The organism is Jeotgalibacillus sp. R-1-5s-1, assembly GCF_004405105.1.
GTDB lineage: Bacteria > Bacillota > Bacilli > Bacillales > Jeotgalibacillaceae > Jeotgalibacillus.
Genome location: NZ_SORW01000053.1, coordinates 147964 through 170594, shown reverse-complemented (window position 1 = coordinate 170594; position 22631 = coordinate 147964). Strand labels below are relative to the sequence as shown.

At 44.1% G+C, this 22631-nt stretch carries 22 protein-coding genes; 21 read left to right on the top strand and 1 reads right to left on the bottom strand.

Annotated features, from left to right (window positions below; all coding sequences use genetic code 11):
- Window positions 1-45 precede the first annotated feature (45 nt).
- Window positions 46-1092: a DNA polymerase III subunit delta gene (gene holA / locus E2491_RS16295; protein WP_134376684.1), complete on the top strand. Its 1047-nt coding sequence runs from the start codon at window positions 46-48 to the stop codon at window positions 1090-1092.
- A gap of 46 nt (window positions 1093-1138) precedes the next feature.
- Here the strand turns inward: holA and rpsT are convergent, their stop codons facing one another.
- Window positions 1139-1393 (bottom strand): 30S ribosomal protein S20, encoded by a 255-nt coding sequence (gene rpsT, locus E2491_RS16290; RefSeq protein ID WP_134376683.1) that lies wholly within the window; start codon window positions 1391-1393, stop codon window positions 1139-1141.
- A gap of 286 nt (window positions 1394-1679) precedes the next feature.
- Here rpsT and gpr point away from each other — a divergent pair, with 286 nt between their 5' ends.
- The 20 genes from gpr to E2491_RS16190 all read left to right on the top strand — a co-directional run bounded on the left by gpr (window position 1680) and on the right by E2491_RS16190 (window position 22512).
- Window positions 1680-2729 carry a GPR endopeptidase gene (gene gpr, locus E2491_RS16285; protein WP_134376682.1) on the top strand — a complete coding sequence of 350 codons (1050 nt, stop codon included), beginning with the start codon at window positions 1680-1682 and terminating at the stop codon, window positions 2727-2729.
- A 62-nt stretch (window positions 2730-2791) separates the two neighbouring features.
- Entirely contained in the window at window positions 2792-3874 is a 1083-nt protein-coding gene (gene spoIIP, locus E2491_RS16280; protein ID WP_134376681.1) for a stage II sporulation protein P, read from the top strand.
- 81 nt (window positions 3875-3955) lie between these two features.
- Entirely contained in the window at window positions 3956-5785 is a 1830-nt protein-coding gene (gene lepA, locus E2491_RS16275; RefSeq protein ID WP_134376680.1) for a translation elongation factor 4, read from the top strand.
- Window positions 5786-5863: 78 nt separating this feature from the next.
- The gene (hemW, locus tag E2491_RS16270; RefSeq protein ID WP_134376679.1) at window positions 5864-6997 is read left to right on the top strand and encodes a radical SAM family heme chaperone HemW; all 1134 of its coding nucleotides are present in this window, start codon (window positions 5864-5866) and stop codon (window positions 6995-6997) included.
- A gap of 91 nt (window positions 6998-7088) precedes the next feature.
- Window positions 7089-8129 carry a heat-inducible transcriptional repressor HrcA gene (gene hrcA, locus E2491_RS16265; RefSeq protein ID WP_134376678.1) on the top strand — a complete coding sequence of 347 codons (1041 nt, stop codon included), beginning with the start codon at window positions 7089-7091 and terminating at the stop codon, window positions 8127-8129.
- Between the two features lie 152 nt (window positions 8130-8281).
- Window positions 8282-8848 (top strand): nucleotide exchange factor GrpE, encoded by a 567-nt coding sequence (gene grpE / locus E2491_RS16260; RefSeq protein ID WP_371414498.1) that lies wholly within the window; start codon window positions 8282-8284, stop codon window positions 8846-8848.
- A 32-nt stretch (window positions 8849-8880) separates the two neighbouring features.
- Window positions 8881-10710: a molecular chaperone DnaK gene (dnaK, locus tag E2491_RS16255; protein WP_134376676.1), complete on the top strand. Its 1830-nt coding sequence runs from the start codon at window positions 8881-8883 to the stop codon at window positions 10708-10710.
- 124 nt (window positions 10711-10834) lie between these two features.
- Window positions 10835-11953: a molecular chaperone DnaJ gene (gene dnaJ, locus E2491_RS16250; RefSeq protein ID WP_134376675.1), complete on the top strand. Its 1119-nt coding sequence runs from the start codon at window positions 10835-10837 to the stop codon at window positions 11951-11953.
- Window positions 11954-12043: 90 nt separating this feature from the next.
- The gene (prmA, locus tag E2491_RS16245; protein WP_134376674.1) at window positions 12044-12988 is read left to right on the top strand and encodes a 50S ribosomal protein L11 methyltransferase; all 945 of its coding nucleotides are present in this window, start codon (window positions 12044-12046) and stop codon (window positions 12986-12988) included.
- Window positions 12989-12994: 6 nt separating this feature from the next.
- Entirely contained in the window at window positions 12995-13747 is a 753-nt protein-coding gene (locus E2491_RS16240) for a 16S rRNA (uracil(1498)-N(3))-methyltransferase (RefSeq protein WP_134376673.1), read from the top strand.
- A gap of 5 nt (window positions 13748-13752) precedes the next feature.
- Entirely contained in the window at window positions 13753-15093 is a 1341-nt protein-coding gene (gene mtaB / locus E2491_RS16235) for a tRNA (N(6)-L-threonylcarbamoyladenosine(37)-C(2))-methylthiotransferase MtaB (RefSeq protein WP_134376672.1), read from the top strand.
- 384 nt (window positions 15094-15477) lie between these two features.
- Window positions 15478-16149, top strand: coding sequence for a deoxyribose-phosphate aldolase (gene deoC, locus E2491_RS16230; protein ID WP_134376671.1), 672 nt, complete (start codon window positions 15478-15480; stop codon window positions 16147-16149).
- A 237-nt stretch (window positions 16150-16386) separates the two neighbouring features.
- Complete coding sequence (rpsU, locus tag E2491_RS16225) at window positions 16387-16560, top strand: 30S ribosomal protein S21 (protein WP_039809800.1); 174 nt, start codon at window positions 16387-16389, stop codon at window positions 16558-16560.
- 23 nt (window positions 16561-16583) lie between these two features.
- Complete coding sequence (locus E2491_RS16220; RefSeq protein ID WP_134376670.1) at window positions 16584-17030, top strand: GatB/YqeY domain-containing protein; 447 nt, start codon at window positions 16584-16586, stop codon at window positions 17028-17030.
- 183 nt (window positions 17031-17213) lie between these two features.
- On the top strand, window positions 17214-18521 hold the full coding sequence (locus E2491_RS16215) for an NfeD family protein (RefSeq protein WP_134376886.1): 1308 nt from the start codon (window positions 17214-17216) through the stop codon (window positions 18519-18521).
- Between the two features lie 18 nt (window positions 18522-18539).
- The gene (gene floA, locus E2491_RS16210) at window positions 18540-19532 is read left to right on the top strand and encodes a flotillin-like protein FloA (RefSeq protein WP_134376669.1); all 993 of its coding nucleotides are present in this window, start codon (window positions 18540-18542) and stop codon (window positions 19530-19532) included.
- Between the two features lie 27 nt (window positions 19533-19559).
- Window positions 19560-20030 (top strand): hypothetical protein, encoded by a 471-nt coding sequence (locus E2491_RS16205; RefSeq protein ID WP_134376668.1) that lies wholly within the window; start codon window positions 19560-19562, stop codon window positions 20028-20030.
- 57 nt (window positions 20031-20087) lie between these two features.
- A complete protein-coding gene (locus E2491_RS16200) occupies window positions 20088-20375 on the top strand; it encodes a YabP/YqfC family sporulation protein (protein ID WP_134376667.1) in 288 nt (95 codons plus the stop codon).
- Entirely contained in the window at window positions 20372-21553 is a 1182-nt protein-coding gene (yqfD, locus tag E2491_RS16195; RefSeq protein ID WP_134376666.1) for a sporulation protein YqfD, read from the top strand. Before E2491_RS16200 ends, yqfD begins: the two co-directional genes overlap by 4 nt.
- A complete protein-coding gene (locus E2491_RS16190; RefSeq protein WP_134376665.1) occupies window positions 21550-22512 on the top strand; it encodes a PhoH family protein in 963 nt (320 codons plus the stop codon). The genes yqfD and E2491_RS16190 overlap by 4 nt, the downstream gene beginning before the upstream one ends.
- Window positions 22513-22631 lie beyond the last annotated feature (119 nt).

Sequence of the window (22631 nt, the reverse complement as noted above, 5' to 3'; positions counted from 1 at the left end):
ATGAATCCCGTAAGCTCGGAAATACATTGAATTGAGGCGTTAATATTGATAGTCAAGGAATGGAATCAAATTAAAAACAAGCAGTTTGCCCCTTTTTATCTGCTTTACGGTGAGGAGGACTATCTCCTGCAGGAAACACGTCAACTGCTTATGAAGCATGTGGTGAATGAAGAAGAACTGGATTTTAATTTCTCCGTACACGATTTAAGTGATGGTGCGAGTCTGGAAGCAGCGGTGGAGGATGCGGAATCTTTTCCTTTTATGGGCGAAAGAAGACTCGTTTTTATTGATCATCCTGTTTTTCTAACGGCTGAAAAAAAGAAGGACGGGCAGGAGTCCACAGCAGCACTTGAAAAATACATAGCGTCTCCTGCACCCTATACCGTCCTTGTGTTATATATCCCTGTGGCAAAACTGGATGAAAGAAAGAAGATCACGAAGGCGTTAAAAAAATCAGGTGTTGTAATCGAAGCGAAAAACCTGTCTGAACATGACCTGAAAGGCTGGATTCAAAGCAGGGCTTCTGCGAGTCATGTAAAAATCGAGGACGATGCATTAGAGAAGCTTGTTTCACTCACCGGAGCCAATCTGTTTATGCTGTCGGCTGAAATTGAAAAGCTTGCGTTGTTTTCAAGGAATGAAGGCGTCATTTCGTTAAAAACGGTTTTAACATTAACGCCTAAATCTGTGGAACAGAATGTTTTTGACCTGATTGAATATGCGGTTGGAGGAAAAATTGATCAGGCGCTGGATTTGTATCATGACTTGTTAAAACAAAAAGAGGAACCTTTAAAAATACTCGCTTTACTGGCGGGGCAGTTCCGGTTAATTTATCAGGTGAAGAGCATGACGGAAAAAGGATTCAGTCAGCAGCAGGCTGCATCGAGATTAAAAGTGCACCCCTACAGGGTGAAGCTGTCTCAAAATCACGCAAGATTCTTTACGTATGATCAGCTTGCACAGATCATTCAGCTGCTTGCACAAAGTGACCTGGCACTTAAAACATCTTCAGGAAGAAAAGAAATGGTGCTTGAGCTATTTCTGACCAGGCTCCCGGGCATTATGAAAAGTAAATCAAATACCGGAAATTAAGCTCAATAAAAAACCCCTATTCCGTTTCAGGAATAGGGGTTCATTATTATGCGTTAAGCTTTCTCATTAGACGAGACTTTTGACGGGCTGCGTTGTTCTTGTGGATAAGACCCTTTTGAGCAGCTTTATCAAGTTGCTTAACAGCAGTAGATAGAAGTTCGTTTTTGTTTTCAGCATTGTTTTGAACAGCTGTTTCAAAACGCTTCACTGCAGTACGCATAGCAGATTTCTGTTGAACGTTTGCTTCGTTGCGAACTGCGTTTGTTTTAGTACGTTTAATAGCAGATTTGATATTTGGCATGTATGTCACCTCCCGAACTGAATCGAGGTATTTTGTTAAAACCCGATTAAAAGATCAGCCGACAATTGCGGCAGCCGGTTTACTTAAACCGGTAAGATTCATTTACATAAGAACAAGGGATATTTTATCAAACGGGGACAAGGAATGCAATACTCCTGTTGAAAATGGTTCAGGACTTTTTGAAAACGCGATGACGATCACCCTCCTGGCAGCATCGTGAATGGAAAACGGAATTTCGCTCATCCTACTAAAACAAACATTGTGAAATGAGAAAGGGGACACAATCATGTCCGGACGAACGGATCTTGCGCTGGAAGCTCTTGAGGCAGCTGAACAACTTCAGGAGATGGAGAAAGTGGAAATAATAGAAGAAGAAATCGATTCATTTGTGTTGAAAAAAGTTCATATTACTCAGCAGGCCGGCATAAAAATCGGAAAAAAAGAGGGGGAATACTGGACGTTTGAGGTACCCCAATTGAGAACACAAAATGAAATCTGGGTAAAAAAAGCAACGGACGGGCTGGAGAAAGTAATCAGACATTTCTTTGATGAAACGAAGATTCCTGAGGATGCGCCGGTTCTGATTGCAGGCCTTGGTAACTGGCAGATTACCCCGGATTCACTTGGGCCACAGGTTTGTCACAGAATCTATGTCACCAATCATTTGTTTGATTATGAACCGGAAGCTGTTGAGGATGGCTACAGAAGGGTCACCGCAATTGCGCCAGGGGTGATGGGTTTAACCGGTATGGAAACGGGCTCAATATTGAGTGGTGTCGTCAAGGAGTTTTCTCCGGGAGTTGTTGTCGTTGTGGATGCTCTCGCGGCTAAATCTGCGCTCCGGATACACTCAACCGTTCAAATCTCATCTGCAGGCATACAGCCGGGGGCAGGCGTTGGCAATAAAAGAAAAGAAATCAGCGTTGAAACGCTCGGTGTTCCGGTTATTTCAATCGGGATTCCAACGGTTGTGGATGCGGCGTCCATTACCCTTGATACGCTGGACTATACGGAAAAAACGCTAAGCAGCAAACGAACGAAGAGTATGCGCCCGTCAAATGCGCTGACAGGGTCCATTCCTAAAGATGAGCTCCAAACACTTGAGGTACCTGAAAAAGAAAAAGAAGTGTTTTTAGGTGTCCTCGGGACGCTCGATGAGGACGAAAAGAGGCAGCTGTTTTCAGATATACTGTCTCCTCTCGGACAGAATCTGATTGTCACACCAAAGGAAACGGATCTCTTCATTGAGCAGGCAGCCAACATGGTTGCATCAGCACTGAATTCTGCGCTTCACCCTGCGCTTAAAGGCGGCGAAGGTGAAAGCTTCACCCACTGATCAGTTCTGAACTGAGTGCTCCCGCATACACTAGGATCAGCCTATTTTGCGGGAGGTACATAATGAGGAAAGCATTATCACACGAATCAGTCTACCTGTTCTTGAAAACCTTTTTACTACTGCTCTCTGTAATGCTGACAGCTGTCTATATGCCCGTTATTAAATCGGGGGTACCTGACATTAAATGGTCTGTTCCTGATCAGCTTCCTGACCGCTGGATGACGTTTTTGCTACAAATGGAATTTTATCATTTTTCAAATGAAGATATAGCTGAACAATTTGGTTCTTATTTGAGAGGAGCGATATCCGATCCGGTTCATTGGCTGACGATGGAAGGTCTGTCGTTTACTTCTGCGTCTGCTGTGTCATCACAGGATTCATTCCCCGAACCATCTGAATCAATACCGCCTGAGGAATGGTTTCTGACTGGCATAGAAGATGACGCTGTTGAACCTGAAGAAATTGCTGAGACATCAGCTGCTGAATCGACAGGGTTGCCTGAACGTGTTCTAATTTACTTCACTCACTCTCAAGAGTCATTTTTACCTTATCTGCCTGGAACGAAGGATCCGAACAAAGCCCATCATTCCAAAGTGAATATTATGCAGACCGGTCCTGTGATTGAGCAGGCGCTTGAAAAAAGAGGCGTTGGCGCTGCTGTAAATAAAACAGATATTGTTCAGACGCTGAGAAATAAAGGTCTTGACTATTGGAGCTCATACGATGAATCAAGGCATGTTGTAGAAGCGGCGATGGGTGAAAATGGACAGCTGACCTATCTTGTAGATGTTCATCGGGATTCCCTTAGAAGAGAGGCAACCGTTCTTGATCATGAAGGTATCATCTATGCAAAAACGGCCTTTGTAGTTGGAGGTAATCATGCCGGAAGTGATAAAAATCAAGCGTTCTCTGAAGAAATTCATAAACGGATGAATGAGCGGATCCCAGGTATTTCACGCGGTGTCTATGTGAAAAAAGGGGAAGGCACAAACGGAAAGTTTAATCAGGATTTGTCTTCAAGATCTATTCTGCTTGAACTTGGAGGGGTAGACAATACATTTGAGGAGCTGAACCGTTCGGCAGAGATCTTTGCTGAGGTTCTCAGTGAAATGATTCTGCAGGCTGAGCCGGTGAGTGCTCCGTAGAATGCCTGATTGAAACACGCCTGTTAACCTGTTATACTTTACGCTAGAGTATTGTGTCGAAAAAACAGGAGTGGACATTGAATGAACCGAGAAGAACGATTAAAAAGACAACAGAACATCCGTAATTTTTCTATTATTGCTCATATTGACCATGGGAAATCAACGCTTGCTGACCGTATTCTAGAGCAGACTAAAGCGCTGACTTCACGTGAAATGAAGGCCCAGCTGCTTGATTCCATGGACCTTGAAAGAGAGCGTGGCATTACGATTAAGCTGAATGCTGTTCAGCTTAACTATACAGCTAAAAATGGTGAAGATTATACATTTCACCTGATTGATACACCGGGACACGTGGATTTCACCTATGAGGTTTCACGAAGTCTTGCGGCCTGCGAAGGGGCGATCCTTGTCGTTGATGCAGCCCAGGGGATTGAAGCCCAGACGCTTGCCAACGTTTATCTTGCATTGGATAACGACCTTGAGATTCTTCCGGTTATTAATAAAATTGACCTTCCGGCTGCGGATCCTGAGCGTGTGAAGCAGGAAGTAGAGGACGTGATCGGACTTGATGCATCAGAAGCCGTTCTTGCTTCAGCCAAAGCAGGAATCGGGATTGAGGACATTCTTGAACAGATCGTAGAGAAAGTCCCTGCTCCTCAGGGAGACCCTGAAGCACCGCTTAAAGCGCTTATCTTTGATTCTTTGTATGATCCGTACAGAGGGGTCGTTGCTTATATCCGTATCATGGAAGGTACCGTTAAACCAGGTGACAAGATCCGCATGATGGCAACTGGTAAAGAGTTTGAAGTAAATGAAATCGGTGTGTTTACCCCAAAATCAACGCCAAGAGAAGAATTGACGGTTGGAGACGTAGGCTTTTTAACTGCAGCGATCAAAAATGTGAGTGATACCCGTGTTGGTGATACGATCACAAGTGCTGTAAAGCCGACAGATACACCGCTTCCGGGTTACAGAAGACTTAATCCGATGGTATATTGCGGACTTTATCCAATAGACACAGCTAAATATGTTGATTTACGTGAAGCGCTCGAAAAGCTTGAACTGAATGATTCTGCCCTGCAATTTGAAGCAGAGACTTCACAGGCACTTGGATTCGGTTTCCGCTGTGGATTCCTTGGACTTCTTCACATGGAAATCATTCAGGAGCGGATTGAACGTGAATTTAACATTGACCTGATCACAACGGCACCAAGTGTAATTTATGATGTCTATCAGGAGGACGGCACTCAAATCCGGGTGGACAACCCATCTATGATGCCTGACGCACAATCTGTCCACCACGTGGAAGAGCCATATGTAAAAGCAACGATTATGGTACCGAATGATTATGTAGGTGCTGTTATGGAGCTGTCACAGGCAAAGCGCGGTAACTTCATCGATATGCAGTATATGGATGATTCGCGCGTGAACGTCGTCTATGAAATTCCGCTTGCTGAAATCGTCTATGACTTTTTCGACCAGTTGAAATCAGGTACAAAAGGATATGCATCTTTCGATTACGAGCTGATTGGCTATCGCGAATCCAAGCTTGTGAAAATGGATATTCTTTTAAACAGCGAAAAGGTAGATGCACTCAGCTTTATCGTGCACAAGGACTTCGCCTATGAGCGCGGGAAACTGATTGTTGATAAATTAAAGGAATTGATCCCTAGACAGCAGTTTGAGGTTCCGGTTCAGGCTGCGGTTGGCAATAAAGTTGTGGCCCGCTCCACGATTAAAGCCATTCGTAAAAACGTACTGGCGAAATGTTACGGGGGAGATATTTCCCGTAAACGAAAGCTCCTCGAAAAGCAGAAGGCCGGTAAGAAACGGATGAAAATGGTCGGCTCTGTTGAAGTACCGCAGGAAGCCTTTATGGCGGTTCTTCAGATGGATGAAGGGGAAAAATAAGCCCATTATAAAAAAGAAGGGGAAAAGAGGCTGGGAAATCAGCGCTCATCCCCTTTTTGCGTGAAAAGAGGAATGATTATGAGCTCGTCAATTTATATTCACATTCCATTTTGTCATCACATCTGTCATTACTGTGATTTCAATAAGGTATTTATGAAAGGTCAGCCCGTTGAAAAATACATTGATATGCTGATCCGTGAGTTCTCTATGAAAACGAACGAGGGACACCGGGTGAAAACAGTGTTTGTCGGTGGAGGAACACCGACCGCTCTGACAGCGGCTCAGCTTGAACAGCTTTGTGAAGGAATAAGCCGTCATTTTCAACTCGAAGAAGGAGCGGAATATACGTTTGAAGCCAATCCGGGTGATTTGACACCGGATAAAATTCAGGTGCTGAAAAATCATGGCGTTAACCGGCTGAGCTTTGGTGTGCAGTCGTTTAACGACCGGCTGCTCGAGAGAATCGGCCGGGGTCACCGCTCGTCTGACGTTTACAGGTCCATTGAAGACGCTCAGAAGGCCGGTATTACAAACCTCAGTGTGGATTTGATCTACGCTCTTCCGGATCAGACACTCGAGGATTTTGAAGACACTTTAAAGAAAGCCATTGAGCTGGATTTACCGCATTATTCCGGTTACTCATTAATTGTTGAACCGAAAACAGTTTTCTATAACCTGATGAGAAAAGGGAAGCTGCCACTGCCTGGTGAGGATGCTGAGGCGGCGATGTATGAGCTGTTGATGAAACAGATGGAGGCAGCCGGACGGAACCAATATGAAATCAGTAACTTTGCACTCCCGGGGTTTGAAAGTGAACATAATAAGGTGTACTGGAAAAATGAGTCCTACTTTGGTCTTGGAGCGGGTGCTCACGGATACGTTGACGGCGTGCGCTACTCGAATATCGGGCCAGTGAACAAATATATTCAATCAGTGGAAGAAGCCAAGGAGCCGGTTTTACACTCTGCTGCTGTCACGCTCGCTGAGAAAATGGAAGAGGAGCTATTTCTCGGACTGAGAATGTCAGAGGGAGTGTCCGGTGACACTTTTCTTCAGAAATACGGGAAAGAAATGGATCAGGTATTCAGAGGACCGATTCAGGAAATGACAAAAAGGAACCTTTTACAGTACGATCAAAACCGGTTGAAGCTAACAAAGGAAGGGCGCTTTTTAGGCAATGAAGTTTTTCAGGCTTTTCTTGGGATAAATTAATGCGAACTCGTTGACAGTGAAAACATCATTTGATAACTTTATGTTAGATTTAGCACTCGAAATTAAGGAGTGCTAACAGGGGTGATGAAACATGCTGACAGATCGACAATTACTTATTCTTCAAGTGATTATTGATGATTTCATTCGTTCTGCCCAGCCGGTAGGCTCGAGAAGCCTGTCCAAAAAGGAGGAAATCCCTTTCAGTTCAGCCACGATCCGCAATGAAATGTCGGACCTCGAGGAAATGGGACTGATAGAGAAAACACATACTTCATCAGGAAGAGTGCCTTCTGAAAAAGGATACCGGTTTTATGTAGATCATCTTTTAGCGCCTCATGCTCTGAGGAAAAAAGATATGTCTCAAATCCAGTCGATTTTTGCGGACCGGATTATGGAGATGGAAAATATCGTACAGCGCTCAGCTGAAATTCTTTCAGAACTGACCAGCTATACTTCGGTTGTGCTCGGACCCGAGCTGCAGGAAAACAGGGTGAAAAATGTTCAGATTGTGCCGATCACACGTGAAAGTGCGATTGCCATCATCGTGACGGACACAGGCCATGTTGAAAGCAGAAGGTTCTCCATCCCTTCAGGACTGAATCCGGATGACATTGAACAAATGGTGCGGGTTTTGAATGACCGTCTGAGCGGAACGCCGTTAGTGGAGCTTCAGGATAAGATGTATAAAGAAGTGGCACTGTTTATTAAGCGGCACATTGCCAACTATGACCTGATGATTGAAGCGATTGCTGAAATTTTGAACATACCAGTCCATGATAAACTGTTTTTTGGCGGCAAAATGAATATGATGAACCAGCCCGAATTCAGCAATATCGAAAAGCTGCGTGTGTTTATGGATGTGATTGAAAGAGAGGACTCTCTCTATCCGATTATTAAGAATAGTTCAGGATCGGGTATTCAGGTGAAAATTGGTACCGAAAATAATGATAAAGCGCTCAGCGACATTTCACTGATTACAGCAACGTTCCCTGTCATAGGCGGACAAAGCGGAGCACTGGCGATTCTTGGTCCGAAAAGAATGGAATATGCAAGAGTGATCAGTCTGTTGAACGTGCTGAGTATGGATCTTTCAAAGGCTTTATCAAAATTTTATGAAACGGAACAGGATTAAATCCGTTATATAGATTCGGGAGAAAAATCCCCCGCAATCCGTTATATAAAAAACTGCCGGGTATCAAAACCTGATTACCGGCAGTTCATTATGTGGTTTAGCTGTTTGTGAACAGGGAAAACCACTACCGTATTTCAAGGAGGTGAATGAGTGTGTCTGAAAAAGAAAACAGTCAGGAATTCACGGAAACTGCTGAAGAGACAAAGCCTGAAACTGAGGCGGTCGAAGCGGAAGTGAAATCTGAAGCAGAAGGCGAAGAAGTAACACAGGAAGCTGCAGAAGAGAACTGGCAGGAAAAGGCGGAGGAAGCTGAAAACCGCTATCTGCGTCTGCGTGCTGATTTTGATAACTACCGCCGCCGTATTCAAAAAGAAAATGAAACCCTTCAAAAATACCGTGCTCAAAATGTTGTAACAGGAATTCTTCCTGCACTCGACAACTTTGAACGCGCGCTTAACATAGAAGTGACAAATGATGAATCAGAATCTCTTCTTAAAGGGATGAAAATGGTCCATGCGAGTCTGTTAGAAGCCCTGAAACAGGAAGGGGTAGAAGTCATTGAATCTGTTGGACAGGAATTTGACCCTAATCTTCACCAGGCTGTCATGCAGTCTTCTGAAGAAGGAGTCGCATCCAACATCATTACAGAGGAACTTCAAAAGGGATATAAACTTAAGGATCGTGTCATTCGTCCTTCAATGGTAAAAGTGAACGAATAACGAAAAGACTTGAAACAGGAGGCTGATTTGGAATGAGTAAAATTATTGGAATTGACTTGGGAACAACGAATTCATGTGTGGCCGTTCTTGAAGGCGGAGAGCCTAAAGTAATTGCCAATCCGGAAGGTAACCGCACATCACCATCTGTTGTATCGTTTAAAAATGGTGAAAAACAGGTAGGGGAAGTGGCGAAGCGTCAGTCGATCACTAACCCGAATACAATTATGTCTGTTAAGCGTCACATGGGTACGGCTCATAAGGTAGAAGCAGAAGGTAAGGAATATTCTCCTCAGGAAATTTCCGCAATGATCCTTCAGTACTTAAAATCATATGCTGAAAGCTATCTTGGTGAAGAAGTAACAAAAGCAGTTATCACCGTACCTGCTTACTTCAACGATGCTGAGCGTCAGGCAACAAAGGATGCAGGAAAGATTGCAGGCCTTGAAGTTGAGCGTATCATTAACGAGCCAACAGCTGCAGCACTAGCCTACGGTCTGGATAAGATGGAAGAAGATCAGACGATTCTTGTATACGACCTTGGTGGCGGTACATTTGACGTATCGATTCTTGAACTTGGAGATGGCGTATTTGAAGTGCGCTCAACTGCAGGTGACAACCGTCTTGGAGGAGATGACTTTGATCAGGTCATCATCGATCACCTTGTAGCTGAATTCAAAAAAGACAACGGCATTGACCTTTCTAAAGATAAAATGGCTCTTCAGCGCTTAAAAGATGCTGCTGAAAAAGCGAAAAAAGACCTTTCTGGTGTCACATCCACTCAGATTTCACTGCCATTTATTACAGCAGGAGAAGCTGGACCGCTTCACCTTGAACTGAACCTTACACGTGCAAAGTTTGAAGAGCTTTCTTCAGGCCTTGTAGAACGTACAATGGGACCAACGCGTCAGGCGATTAAAGATGCAGGTCTTTCAGCTTCTGAAATTGATAAAATCATCCTTGTAGGTGGATCTACACGTATTCCTGCTGTTCAGGAAGCGATCAAGAAAGAAACAGGTAAAGAGCCGTCTAAAGGTGTTAACCCGGATGAAGTAGTAGCAATGGGTGCTGCGATCCAGGGTGGCGTACTGACTGGTGATGTAAAAGACGTTGTACTTCTTGACGTAACGCCATTATCACTTGGCATTGAAACAATGGGTGGTGTATCTACTGTTCTGATTGAGCGTAATACAACGATCCCGACATCAAAATCACAAACATTCTCAACAGCTGCTGATAACCAGAATGCGGTTGATATTCACGTGCTTCAGGGTGAACGCCCAATGGCAGCGGATAACAAAACGCTTGGCAGATTCCAGCTTGGAGATATCCCGCCGGCACCTCGTGGCGTACCTCAAATCGAAGTAACGTTCGATATTGATAAAAACGGTATTGTCAACGTAAGTGCAAAGGATCTCGGTACAGGAAAAGAGCAGAAGATTACAATTAAATCTTCTACAGGCTTATCTGATGAGGAGATCGACCGTATGGTAAAAGAAGCAGAGGAAAATGCTGATGCAGACAAGAAGCGTAAAGAAGAAGCGGAAGTTCGCAATGAAGCAGACCAGCTTGTTTTCCAGACAGACAAGACCCTTTCTGACCTTGGTGAAAATGTCGATGAGGAAGAAAAGAAAAAAGCAGAAGCTGCACGTGATGAGCTGAAAGAAGCGATCGAGAAAAACGAGATCGAAGAGATCAAAGCGAAAAAAGATGCGCTTCAGGAAATTCTTCAGGCTTTATCAATGAAGCTGTATGAAGAAGCAGCAAAAAAAGCAGAAGCTGAACAGCAAAATGCTGAAGGCAATTCTTCTGATGACAATGTTGTCGATGCAGAGTTTGAAGAAGTTGACGACGACAAGAAATAATTAAAGAGCTCAGAAAAAGCCAAAGTCACGGATGTCAGTGCTTTGGCTTTTTCTTTGTCATTGCGAAAAGAAGCGATTTAGTGATAAAATAACCTTTATGCTAAAGGACCCGGGGAGTGTAAAAATGAGTAAACGAGATTACTATGAGGTGCTCGGTTTATCAGAAGGAGCAACCAAAGAAGAAATCAAAAAAGCATACCGCAAGCTCTCTAAAAAATATCATCCCGATATTAATAAAGAAGAGGGTGCGGATGAAAAATTTAAAGAAGTAAAAGAAGCATACGAAGTGTTAAGCGACGATCAGAAGCGTGCGCACTACGATCAATTTGGTCATACAGATCCGAACCAGGGCTTCGGCGGCGGAGCAGGCTTCGACGGCTTTGGCGGATTTGAAGATATATTCAGTTCATTTTTCGGTGGAGGCGGGAGACGCCGTGACCCGAATGCACCACGCCAGGGTAATGACCTGCAGTACACCATGACGATTAAATTTGAGGAAGCGGTTTTCGGTAAAGAAACGGATATCGAAATTCCAAAAGAAGAGACGTGTGAAACTTGCGGCGGTGATGGCGCGAAGCCCGGAACGAAACCTGAAACGTGTCATCATTGTAAGGGGTCAGGCCAGCTCAATGTAGAGCAGCAGACGCCGTTTGGCCGTATTGTGAACCGTCGTGTCTGCCATCATTGTGAAGGCTCCGGAAAGCTTGTAAAAGACAAGTGCACCACGTGTGGTGGAAATGGAAAAGTGAAGAAACGCAAAAAAATCCACGTGAAAATTCCTGCCGGAGTAGACGATGGTCAGCAGATGAGAGTGGCAGGTCAGGGTGAGCCGGGCTTTAACGGTGGTCCTCCTGGAGACCTTTATGTTGTATTCCGCGTGCGTCCGCATGAGATCTTTGAGCGTGAAGGTGATGATATCTTCCTTGATATGCCAATCACATTTGTTCAGGCAGCACTTGGAGATGAGCTTGAAGTACCGACTGTTCACGGCAAGGTGAAATGGAAGCTTCCTGCAGGAACACAATCAGGGACAGCATTCAGATTAAAAGGAAAAGGTGTCAAAAATGTTCACGGCTATGGTACAGGGGATCAGCATATCCGGGTTAAAGTCATTACTCCGAAAAAGCTGACAGACAAACAAAAGTCACTCCTTCGTGAATTTGCTGAAGTAAGCGGAGATGTACCGGATGAACAGCATGATAATTTCTTTGATAAAGTAAAACGCGCATTTAAAGGCGACTGATCAAAAACAATACATGACCCGCATGACTTTAACAGGAATGCGGGTACATATATGACATGATACGGTTAAACATGAAATGGAGCTGGTCTGATGAAGTGGTCAGAAATTAGTATTCACACAACAAATGAGGCAATAGAGCCAATTTCCAATATCCTGCATGAATCAGGTGCAAGCGGAGTCGTCATTGAGGATCCGAAGGAACTTCACAAAGAACGTGAAGATCAGTTCGGTGAAATTTACGATTTAAATCCCGATGATTACCCTGACAGCGGCGTTATTGTAAAGGCTTATCTGCCGGTCAACAGCTTTCTTGCTGAAACAGTCGATGGAATCAAACAGGAAGTCAGCAATCTTGTCTCGTTTGATATTGATATCGGTGCCAACAAGGTCGAAATCAGTGAAGTCAATGAAGAGGAATGGGCAACTGCGTGGAAAAAATATTATAACCCTGTCAAGATTTCCTCCACTTTTACCATTGTCCCGACGTGGGAAGATTACGAAAGAGTCTCAAGCGATGAACTGATTATTGAACTCGACCCGGGAATGGCTTTCGGTACAGGGACACACCCGACAACCGTGATGTGCATTCAGGCACTAGAACGCACCGTTAAAGAGGGGGATTCTGTCATCGATGTTGGCACAGGGTCCGGTGTATTAAGTATTGCAGCTGCACTTTTAAAAGCCGATAAAGTGCTGGCACTTGATCTTGATGAAGTCGCGGTCAGAGCAGCAAAAGAAAATGTTGAATTAAACAAAGTGGAGAACATTGTGACCGTTCAGCAGGGCAACCTCTTGGACCAGCTGCAGGAAACATACGAAGTCATCGTTGCCAACATTCTTGCAGAAGTCATTTTAACGTTTACCGATGATGCTTTTAAGCTGACAGCTGAAGGCGGTACATTTATTACTTCCGGCATTATCAAACAGAAAAAAGAAATGGTGAAAGATGCTCTTATCCAGTCAGGGTTTGCCATTGAAGAAGTGCTGTCAATGGAAGACTGGGTAGCGATCATCGCTAAAAAGCCGAAAGAGTGATCAGCTATGCAACGATACTTTACAGATATTCTCTGTCCTGAAGATAAACGATTTACCTTGAGTGGCGATGATGCGAGACATATGACCCGCGTCATGAGAATGAAAGCAGGGGATTCATTCATAGCTGTATTTAAAGATCAAACCGCCTATCGATCCGTCATCACTGATTCAGGTGAGACAGATGTTGAGGCAATTGCAGAAGAAAAGCTGGATCAAACGCCTGAGCTGCCGATTCATGTAACGATTGCCCAGGGTTTGCCGAAAGGCGATAAGCTTGAACTCGTCATCCAAAAAGCGACTGAACTTGGCTTTTCACGCATGATACCTTTTAAAGCAGACCGCTCCATTGTAAAATGGGATGATAAAAAGGGACAGAAGAAAACGGATCGCTGGCAGAAAATTGCGAGGGAAGCAGCTGAACAGAGTCATCGAACGGTGATTCCCGACATTGCAACGCCAGTCAGCTTTCATGACCTGGTCGAATCATTTTCAAACTATGATGCCGTCATTACAGCTTATGAAGAACAGGCAAAATCAGGAGAAAAATCGAACTTTTCTTCAGTCCTTTCCCGCTTACCGGAGGGTAGTAAGCTCCTTGTTATTGTGGGACCGGAAGGCGGATTGTCAGAAAAGGAAATAGACATCCTTGAACAACATCAGGCTGTCAGCTGCGGCTTTGGTCCGCGGATTTTACGTACGGAAACCGCTCCGCTCTATGCGCTGGCAGCGATTTCGTACCATTATGAATTAATGAGGTGAACAAAATGGCAACAGTCGCATTTCATACATTGGGCTGTAAGGTGAACCATTATGAAACAGAAGCGATTTGGCAGCTTTTCAAGTCAAATGGCTATGAGCGCGTTGACTATGAACAAACGTCTGACGTTTATGTAATTAACACGTGTACCGTTACAAATACAGGAGATAAAAAAAGCCGTCAGGTGATCAGAAGAGCGATCAGAAAAAATCCTGATGCCGTGATTTGTGTTACAGGCTGTTATGCACAGACTTCTCCTGCAGAAATTATGGCGATCCCGGGAGTTGACATCGTAGTCGGAACACAGGACCGCACAAAAATGCTCGATTACATTGATCAGTACCGCGAAGAGCGCCAGCCGATCAACGGCGTAACGAACATTATGAAAAACCGCACGTACGAAGAGCTTGATGTGCCTGCGTTTACAGATCGTACGAGAGCTTCTCTGAAAATTCAGGAAGGCTGCAACAACTTCTGTACGTTCTGCATCATTCCATGGGCGCGCGGCCTTATGCGTTCACGTGACCCTGAAGAAGTCATCAAACAGGCACAGCAGCTTGTTGATGCAGGCTACAAAGAAATTGTTCTGACAGGTATCCATACTGGTGGTTACGGTGAAGATATGAAGGATTATAATCTTGCGATGCTGCTGACAGACCTTGAAGCACGTGTCAAAGGCCTTAAGCGAATCCGGATTTCTTCAATCGAGGCCAGCCAGCTGACAGACGAAGTAATCGATGTCATCGACCGATCCAACATGGTCGTAAGACACCTCCACATTCCGTTGCAATCCGGATCAAACACAGTTCTGAAACGGATGAGAAGAAAATATACGATGGAATTTTTCGCAGAGCGTCTTGAAAAGCTCAAGAAAGCACTTCCGGGACTGGCAGTTACATCTGATGTCATCGTTGGATTCCCAGGTGAAACGGAAGAAGAATTCATGGAAACCTACCGTTTCATTCAGGAACAGAAATTCTCAGAGCTGCACGTATTCCCATACTCTAAACGTACAGGCACACCGGCAGCAAGAATGGATGACCAGGTTGACGAGGAAGTGAAAAACGAGCGGGTTCACCGCCTGATTTCTCTTTCAGATCAACTTGCCAAGGAATACGCGTCTGATTATCAGGACGAAGTACTTGAAGTCATTCCTGAAGAACAATATAAAGAAGATCCAACAGGTTCACTTTACGTAGGGTATACAGATAACTATCTCAAAGTGATTTTTCCTGCCAATGAGGAAATGGTTGGTAAGCTTGTCAAAGTGAAAATTACGGAGTCGGGTTATCCATATAATAAAGGCGAGTTTGTCCGGGTGATGGCGGATGAGCATATGCCGGTATAACCATTAGATGAAAGGGTGGGACATATTTGTGTCTCACCCTTTTGGTATTTATTGTGCAAACTGTGCCAGGTCAATCGTTCGTGTTGGCGTCTGCGCTGTGTTGAGGATGGAAGCTTCTGATTCAAAAGTCACTGAATTCACAAATTCCAGTCTAAACTCACAAACTCACCGCCTAACCTGACGAACTCCGCGTCTAACCTCACAAAGTCATGGCCGAAACTCACGAATTCCCATGGTAACCTGACGAACCGGTTCCACCATCCCAATCACAACGAACACTAAAATCATCAAATTCAAATAACATCCTCCACCAGAAAGAAAAAATAGCGCTTCCTCATGATTAATGTTAGAATAGGTACGTACATCTGACAAAAAGGAGACTTAATCATGACATCTATCGCAAAAATGATCGATCATACATTACTAAAACCAGAAGCAACAAAGGAACAAATCACAAAGCTTTGTGAAGAAGCTGCAGAACACGGCTTTATGTCTGTATGCGTAAATCCTGCATGGGTAAAGCTTTCAAGTGAATTGCTTTCAGGAACTGATGTGAAAGTTTGTACAGTTATCGGATTCCCTCTTGGAGCATCTGCTTCTGAAACAAAAGCATTTGAAACGAAGCAGGCGATTGAAGACGGAGCAACTGAAGTTGACATGGTCATCAATATTGGCGCACTTAAAAGCGGAGATACTGAGACAGTGAAGACAGACATTCAGGCTGTCACAGCAGCTGCTAAAGGTAAAGCATTAACAAAAGTTATTATCGAAACATCACTTTTAACTGAAGAAGAAAAAGTAAAAGCATGTGAGCTTTCAGTTGAAGCAGGTGCTGACTACGTTAAAACGTCTACCGGATTTAATGGGGGCGGTGCAACACCTGAGGATATCGCTTTAATGCGTAAAACAGTAGGGCCGGATCTCGGTGTGAAAGCCTCAGGCGGTGTGCGCTCTGCTGAAGATGCAAAGGCAATGATCGAAGCGGGAGCAACACGTATCGGAGCAAGCTCTGGTATTCAGATCGTTCAGGGACAGGTTGCAGACAGCGACTACTAAACACAATTTAAAAACCTCCTTTCAGATGCCTTTTCTGTCAGGAGGTTTTTTCATGCTGAATCTTCTGAATGGGTGTTGACCGGTGGAAATTGTTATATTATACTGTATAAGTACATGGGAATTCCCATGAATGCCAGTAAGTATCCCTATCTTACTGCATGCAATGAAGAATAATATATTATTATTCTCTTTGCCTGAATATGTAAGCGTAGTGTGTTCGGAGGGAGGGAATTAGAGATGTCAAAAACGGTCGTTCGCAAAAACGAATCACTCGAAGATGCTCTTCGCCGCTTTAAAAAGACTACATCAAAGGCTGGTACTCTTCAGGAGTTCAGAAAGCGTGAATTTTATGAGAAGCCAAGCGTAAAGCGTAAGAAAAAGTCTGAAGCTGCAAGAAAGCGCAAGTTCTAATATAGGAATAGAAGGTGCATGAAGTGAGTTTAGTCAATCAGCTTAATCAGGATATGAAAACGGCTATGAAAAACAAAGAAAAAGATCGTCTTTCCGTCATCCGTATGGTGAAGTCTGCTCTTCAGAATGAAGGCTACAGACTGAATCGTCAGGAACTGACTGAGGAAGAGGAGCTTACTGTGTTGAGCCGTGAACTCAAACAGCGAAGAGATTCCGCTCAGGAGTTTCAAGCTGCTGGCAGAGATGATCTGACTGAAAAGCTTCAGCAAGAAATCGCCCTGCTTGAAACCTATATGCCAAAGCAGTTAACAGAAGAAGAGCTTGAATCTGTTGTCATCGAGACGATCAAAGAGACGGATGCTTCCTCTAAAGCTGATATGGGCAAGGTAATGAGTGCAATTATGCCGAAAGTTAAAGGTAAAGCTGATGGAGCGCTTGTTAATAAAAAGGTTCTTCAGCACTTATCATAAAACTGATTTTTATTACATGAATCAGTTCGGTACACAAATCAAGCCGCGACAAAACATGTCGCGGCTTGATTATTTTTATCCGATCTGCACAAAATGTAATAAGAATCAGTTTTTTTGAAACTTTTTTAAAGTACATACGTATACAAGTCAAAGCTATATTTTAGGGAAAGGGGGATCTCAGTGATTCGTAAAGGAGTTGTACTGCTTTTAGCTGCTGCAGTCATCTTCTCGCTTATTTCTTTTGTTCATCCTGCCTCAGCATCCGGTCGTACCGTTTTTGTGGCACCGATTGAAAACGAGGTGGAACGGGGGCTTGCTTCATTTCTGCAAAGAACCATCAATGAAGCAGAAGAAAGCGGTGCAGAAACAATTGTATTTGAGCTTGATACGCCAGGTGGGCTTGTGGACGCCGCAGAGGATATAGGAGAAATTTTTTCTGATACTGATCTTGAAATTATTGCCTACGTCAATCCGAACGCCATTTCAGCAGGGGCATATATCGCTTTAAATGCAGACAAAATATTTTTTTCTGATAACGGAAAAATGGGTGCTGCAGCGGTGATCACATCTTCTGGTGGTGACGCTGACCTTAAGGCTCAGAGCAATTGGCTTGCCGCGATGACAAATGCCGCGGTCAATGCCGGCAAGGATCCTGAAATCGCTGCAGCAATGGTAGACTCATCCGTGGCGATTCCTGGTATTGTAGAAGATGGCGAGCTTCTAACATTGACGCCTTCAGTTGCTGAAGAAGTTGAATATTCAGAAGGTACGGTTAATAGCATTGATGATTTATTGACCGCGCTTGGGTATGAGGATGCGGAAGTAATTAATTTGGAACCTACATTCCTTGAGAATGTTGCCCGGTTCATAACCAATCCAATTGTCGTACCGATCCTGTTGTCCATTGCAAGTATTGGACTGGTGGTAGAGCTTTATTCACCGGGCTTTGGCGTTGCAGGCACCATGGGATTTGTAGCGTTGATGATGTTTTTCTTTGGACATCTAGTTGCAGGACTGGCCGGTCTTGAGGTCGTCATTTTACTGCTGATCGGGATTGCCCTGATTATTGCAGAGTTCTTTGTCCCCGGTGGAATCCTTGGAATAGCAGGGATAGCAGCGGTTATTGCAAGTATCTTACTTGCCGGTAACAGTATTGTGTATATGGGTATCGCTCTTTCTATCGCAATACTTGCCGGAGTGATTGGGATGGTGATTATGGTGAAATTTTTAGGGAAAAACCTTCACCTGTTAAAGAAAATTATTTTAAGTGATTCAACGAGTACTGACAGCGGCTACGTTTCCAATGTGAACCGTCATGAACTGATCGGTCAGATTGGTAAAACGAGAACAGCCCTCAGACCATCCGGTACAATCATTATTGCAGATGAACGCATAGATGCCGTATCGGAAGGCAGTTACATCGATAAGGATAAGGATGTAAAAGTCGTAAAAGTTGAAGGTTCAAGAATTGTTGTGAGAGAAGTTAATTAAATTTAGGGAGTGAATGGAATGGGAACAGAAGCAATTACATTAATTATTATCGTTGTTGCTGCAGTAATTGCCCTTAGTGTGCTGTTTACGTTTGTACCGGTTACACTATGGATCTCGGCATTGGCTGCAGGTGTTAAAGTCAGTATCTTTACGTTAATCGGGATGAGATTAAGAAGGGTAATTCCTAGTCGCGTCATTAATCCGATGATTAAAGCACATAAAGCTGGTGTGGATGTCAGCATTAATCAGCTTGAAAGTCACTATCTTGCAGGTGGTAACGTAGACCGCGTTGTTAACGCACTGATTGCTGCCCAGCGTGCGAATATTGAACTTGCCTTTGAACGCTGTGCTGCGATTGACCTTGCGGGTCGTGATGTATTACAGGCTGTTCAGATGAGTGTAAACCCTAAGGTAATCGAAACACCATTTATCGCCGGTGTGGCAATGGATGGGATTGAAGTAAAAGCAAAGGCGCGTATTACGGTACGTGCAAATATTGACCGTCTTGTCGGTGGTGCGGGTGAAGATACAGTTGTGGCCCGTGTTGGTGAAGGGATTGTCAGTACAATCGGTTCAAGTGATAACCATAAGAAAGTGCTTGAAAATCCTGATCTGATTTCACAAACGGTTTTAGGTAAAGGTCTTGATTCAGGAACAGCGTTTGAAATTCTGTCGATTGATATTGCGGATGTTGACATCGGCAAAAACATCGGTGCTGAACTTCAGACTGAACAGGCTGAGGCTGACAAGAATATTGCCCAGGCGAAAGCGGAAGAGCGTCGTGCCATGGCCGTAGCGCAGGAACAGGAAATGAGAGCCCGCGTTGAGGAAATGAAGGCGAAGGTTGTGGAAGCGGAAGCAGAGGTACCACTTGCTATGGCTGAAGCGCTTCGTGAAGGGAATATTGGTGTAATGGATTACATGAATATTAAAAACATTGATGCTGATACGGGGATGCGCGATTCTATCGGAAAGATCTCCGGCGGCAAAGATGACAGCAAGAAAAAATAAGGCCGGGAATGAAAGGAGGCCTGCTCCATGGAACTGATTATCATGGCCATTATTGCTGGGGTCATCAGTCTCATCAATAATCAGAAGAAAAAAGAGGAGCCGAATGAAAAGCCTAAACCTGCTCCTGTGCCGCAAAGCAATCAGCAACAGCCTCAGAAAAAAGCAAAAAATCTGCGTGAAACGTTCGATCGTCATGCAAAAGAACTTGCGAGTGAGTATGAGAAGCAACGTGCTGAGATTGAAAAATCAAAAACAGGCAGACAACCTGTAAAAAGACCTGATCGGGTGAAACAGGCGGCTGCAGCAAAAATAGAAGTCGAAAAACCTGCTTCAGCGCCAAGAGTTTCATCATTAAAACCGAAAAAAGATCCAATAAAGGAATCGGACCTCACGATCAATGATGGTCTGGATTCAAAGGACCTCGTGAACGGAATCATTTTCTCGGAGGTTCTGGGACCGCCGAGATCTAAGCAGCATTACCGAGGAAATAAAAGATAAAGTTTTTCATTGCCCTCCCTCTGTTTACATATAGTAAACAGAGGGAGGGCTGTTTTTATGAAAACAAAGTGGATGGAGTCTGCACAAGCTCTGCTCAGATTGCCTGAGGATATCATTTACGATATCCCGAAGATCGTCTGGATTGGGAGACAGCTTTTATTTATTGAAAATCATAAGGGGTTACTGTTTTACTCAGACAGAAATATTGCTTTTTCTTCCGGTTGCGGAAAAGTACTGATTGCCGGACAGGATCTGCTCATTTCAGCTATGACGAATGAACAGGTGACAGTAAGGGGTATTGTTGAAGATGTGAGAATTGAGTATCACAAGGAACATCCTGAATGAACAGAACATTACCCGGATACGTCCATGTTCGTGTTAAAGGGGAAGGAAGGCAGCTGCTGATTGCAGAGTTGTCATTAAAAAAAGTTGAAATCAGAATGCTGCAGGAAACAGGACCGGAGGAAATTACTTTTCTGATCCGTCTGCAGGCAATCAGCAGTCTCAGGCGCGCGGCATTTAAAAAAGGGTGCGCTGTGTCTCTATCGCAGGGAGGTGGCGTTTATTACTACCTCCTGAAAATGCAGAGCCGCATCAGTATTATACTTGCATTATGTATTGCGTGTCTGATGTTTTATGGAAGTCTACAGTTTTTATGGGGAATTAATGTTGAAGGCGGCAGTCCTGAGGTTCGGACAGAGGCAGAGGAGCTTCTCCGTTTGAATGGGTACCAGAGTGGTGCACTGATGAGGCAGTTATCATCTGAAAAAGAGGTCATCTCCAGCCTGTATCAATCCATTGAACAGATTTCGTGGGCGGGTTTTGAATGGAATGGAACGAGACTGACCGTACATATTAGAGAAAAGAAAGAGCTTCCCCCGACTGCGAAAGATGAAGCTGCACATCTTGTCGCTTCAAAAACCGGGACCGTACAGAGGATGCTGATCGATGCCGGTACACCAGTCAAGGAACGGTATCAGGTTGTGAAAAAAGGAGAGCTTTTAGTGTCCGGATTTATCGGTGCTGAGGGGAAGGAAAAAGCGATTCATGCTTCCGGTGAAGTGTACGCCAATACCTGGTATGAAACAAATGTTACTATTCCTGTTGATACCATGATCTATACTTTAACGGGGAAACAGTACAGCTCCTATGCACTGCAGACAGGAGATGTTAAAACGCCTGATATCCACATTAACCGGGCGTCATTTTCTATACATCAGAAGGACCGGGTGGTAAAGACATTTGATGTATTTGGCTGGAAAGTGCCTATTGAAGTGATCCATACAAATCATAAAGAAGTAAAAAAAGCAAAAAAGAAATTGACCATGGAACAAATAAAAGAGGCAGGGATTAAAATCGGTGCCAAACAAGTATTGGCACAGACTGGGGGAACCGGCACAATTACAAAGGAAAAAATTTTGCATGAACAAATTGAGAATGGTAAAGTAAAGCTAACAATCTATTACCAAGCATTAGAAGAAATTGCTGAAGTTAAACCTTTTACTGAGGAGACACGCGAATGATTGAACAGCGAATTACTGTGGATTACCCACTCGAAGACCCTAATGAAGCAGTTGCTTTATTTGGGACATCAGATGCTCACCTGAAAACCATTGAAGAAGACCTGGATGTATCGATTGTGTCGAGAGGCGAATCATTACGTATTACGGGTACAGAAGAAGGTATTGAACGTGCCGGAAAAGTCATTAACGAGTTATTGACTGTCATCAGAAAGGGCATTCAAATCAGTCAGCGGGATGTCATTTATGCTGTGCAGATGGCTTTAAGAGGAACGATTGAGTACTTTAACGAGCTCTATAACGAAGAAATCACCAAAAGTGCAAAAGGCAAATCAATCCGGGCCAAAACGATGGGCCAGCGCCAGTACATTACTGAAATCCGTAAAAAAGATCTTGTATTTGGAATTGGTCCTGCAGGGACAGGGAAAACATACCTGGCTGTCGTTATGGCCGTCCATGCATTGAAAAATAATAAAGTTAAAAAGATTATTTTGACCCGTCCTGCTGTCGAAGCAGGGGAGAGCCTAGGCTTCCTGCCGGGAGATCTGAAGGAAAAAGTGGACCCTTATCTGCGTCCATTGTACGATGCGCTGAATGATGTGCTTGGACCCGATCAGACTCAGCGGTTCATTGAAAGAGGCATTATCGAAATTGCACCTCTTGCCTATATGAGAGGGCGCACACTCGACGACGCTTTTGTCATTCTTGATGAAGCGCAGAATACAACCAATGCACAGATGAAGATGTTTCTGACGCGTCTTGGTTTCGGTTCGAAAATGGTCATTACCGGAGACCAGAGTCAGGTTGACCTGCCGAAGGGAATGGAGTCGGGCTTAGTGGCAGCACAGAAACGGCTTCGCAATGTACCGGGGATCGGGTTTCAATATCTCGAAAAGACCGATGTAGTGAGACATCCACTCGTTTCAAAAATTATTGGTGCGTATGAAGGCGGAACAGAATAAAGGAGTTAAGCCTTAAAGATACCATGCTGAAGGTCCTTATCGGACTGCGGCATGGTGTCTTTTTTCTTGTATTGACAGAGTCGGTATTTTCACCCGGGAAATACCGACTTTTTATTTTC

Bases quoted from the DNA above. Each gene is read 5' to 3' on its own strand.
- rpsT (WP_134376683.1), bottom strand. From the start codon at position 1,393: ATGCCAAATATCAAATCTGCTATTAAACGTACTAAAACAAACGCAGTT.
- gpr (WP_134376682.1), top strand. From the start codon at position 1,680: ATGTCCGGACGAACGGATCTTGCGCTGGAAGCTCTTGAGGCAGCTGAA.
- spoIIP (WP_134376681.1), top strand. From the start codon at position 2,792: ATGAGGAAAGCATTATCACACGAATCAGTCTACCTGTTCTTGAAAACC.
- lepA (WP_134376680.1), top strand. From the start codon at position 3,956: ATGAACCGAGAAGAACGATTAAAAAGACAACAGAACATCCGTAATTTT.
- hemW (WP_134376679.1), top strand. From the start codon at position 5,864: ATGAGCTCGTCAATTTATATTCACATTCCATTTTGTCATCACATCTGT.
- hrcA (WP_134376678.1), top strand. From the start codon at position 7,089: ATGCTGACAGATCGACAATTACTTATTCTTCAAGTGATTATTGATGAT.
- dnaK (WP_134376676.1), top strand. From the start codon at position 8,881: ATGAGTAAAATTATTGGAATTGACTTGGGAACAACGAATTCATGTGTG.
- dnaJ (WP_134376675.1), top strand. From the start codon at position 10,835: ATGAGTAAACGAGATTACTATGAGGTGCTCGGTTTATCAGAAGGAGCA.
- prmA (WP_134376674.1), top strand. From the start codon at position 12,044: ATGAAGTGGTCAGAAATTAGTATTCACACAACAAATGAGGCAATAGAG.
- E2491_RS16240 (WP_134376673.1), top strand. From the start codon at position 12,995: ATGCAACGATACTTTACAGATATTCTCTGTCCTGAAGATAAACGATTT.
- mtaB (WP_134376672.1), top strand. From the start codon at position 13,753: ATGGCAACAGTCGCATTTCATACATTGGGCTGTAAGGTGAACCATTAT.
- rpsU (WP_039809800.1), top strand. From the start codon at position 16,387: ATGTCAAAAACGGTCGTTCGCAAAAACGAATCACTCGAAGATGCTCTT.
- floA (WP_134376669.1), top strand. From the start codon at position 18,540: ATGGGAACAGAAGCAATTACATTAATTATTATCGTTGTTGCTGCAGTA.
- E2491_RS16205 (WP_134376668.1), top strand. From the start codon at position 19,560: ATGGAACTGATTATCATGGCCATTATTGCTGGGGTCATCAGTCTCATC.
- E2491_RS16200 (WP_134376667.1), top strand. From the start codon at position 20,088: ATGAAAACAAAGTGGATGGAGTCTGCACAAGCTCTGCTCAGATTGCCT.
- yqfD (WP_134376666.1), top strand. From the start codon at position 20,372: ATGAACAGAACATTACCCGGATACGTCCATGTTCGTGTTAAAGGGGAA.
- E2491_RS16190 (WP_134376665.1), top strand. From the start codon at position 21,550: ATGATTGAACAGCGAATTACTGTGGATTACCCACTCGAAGACCCTAAT.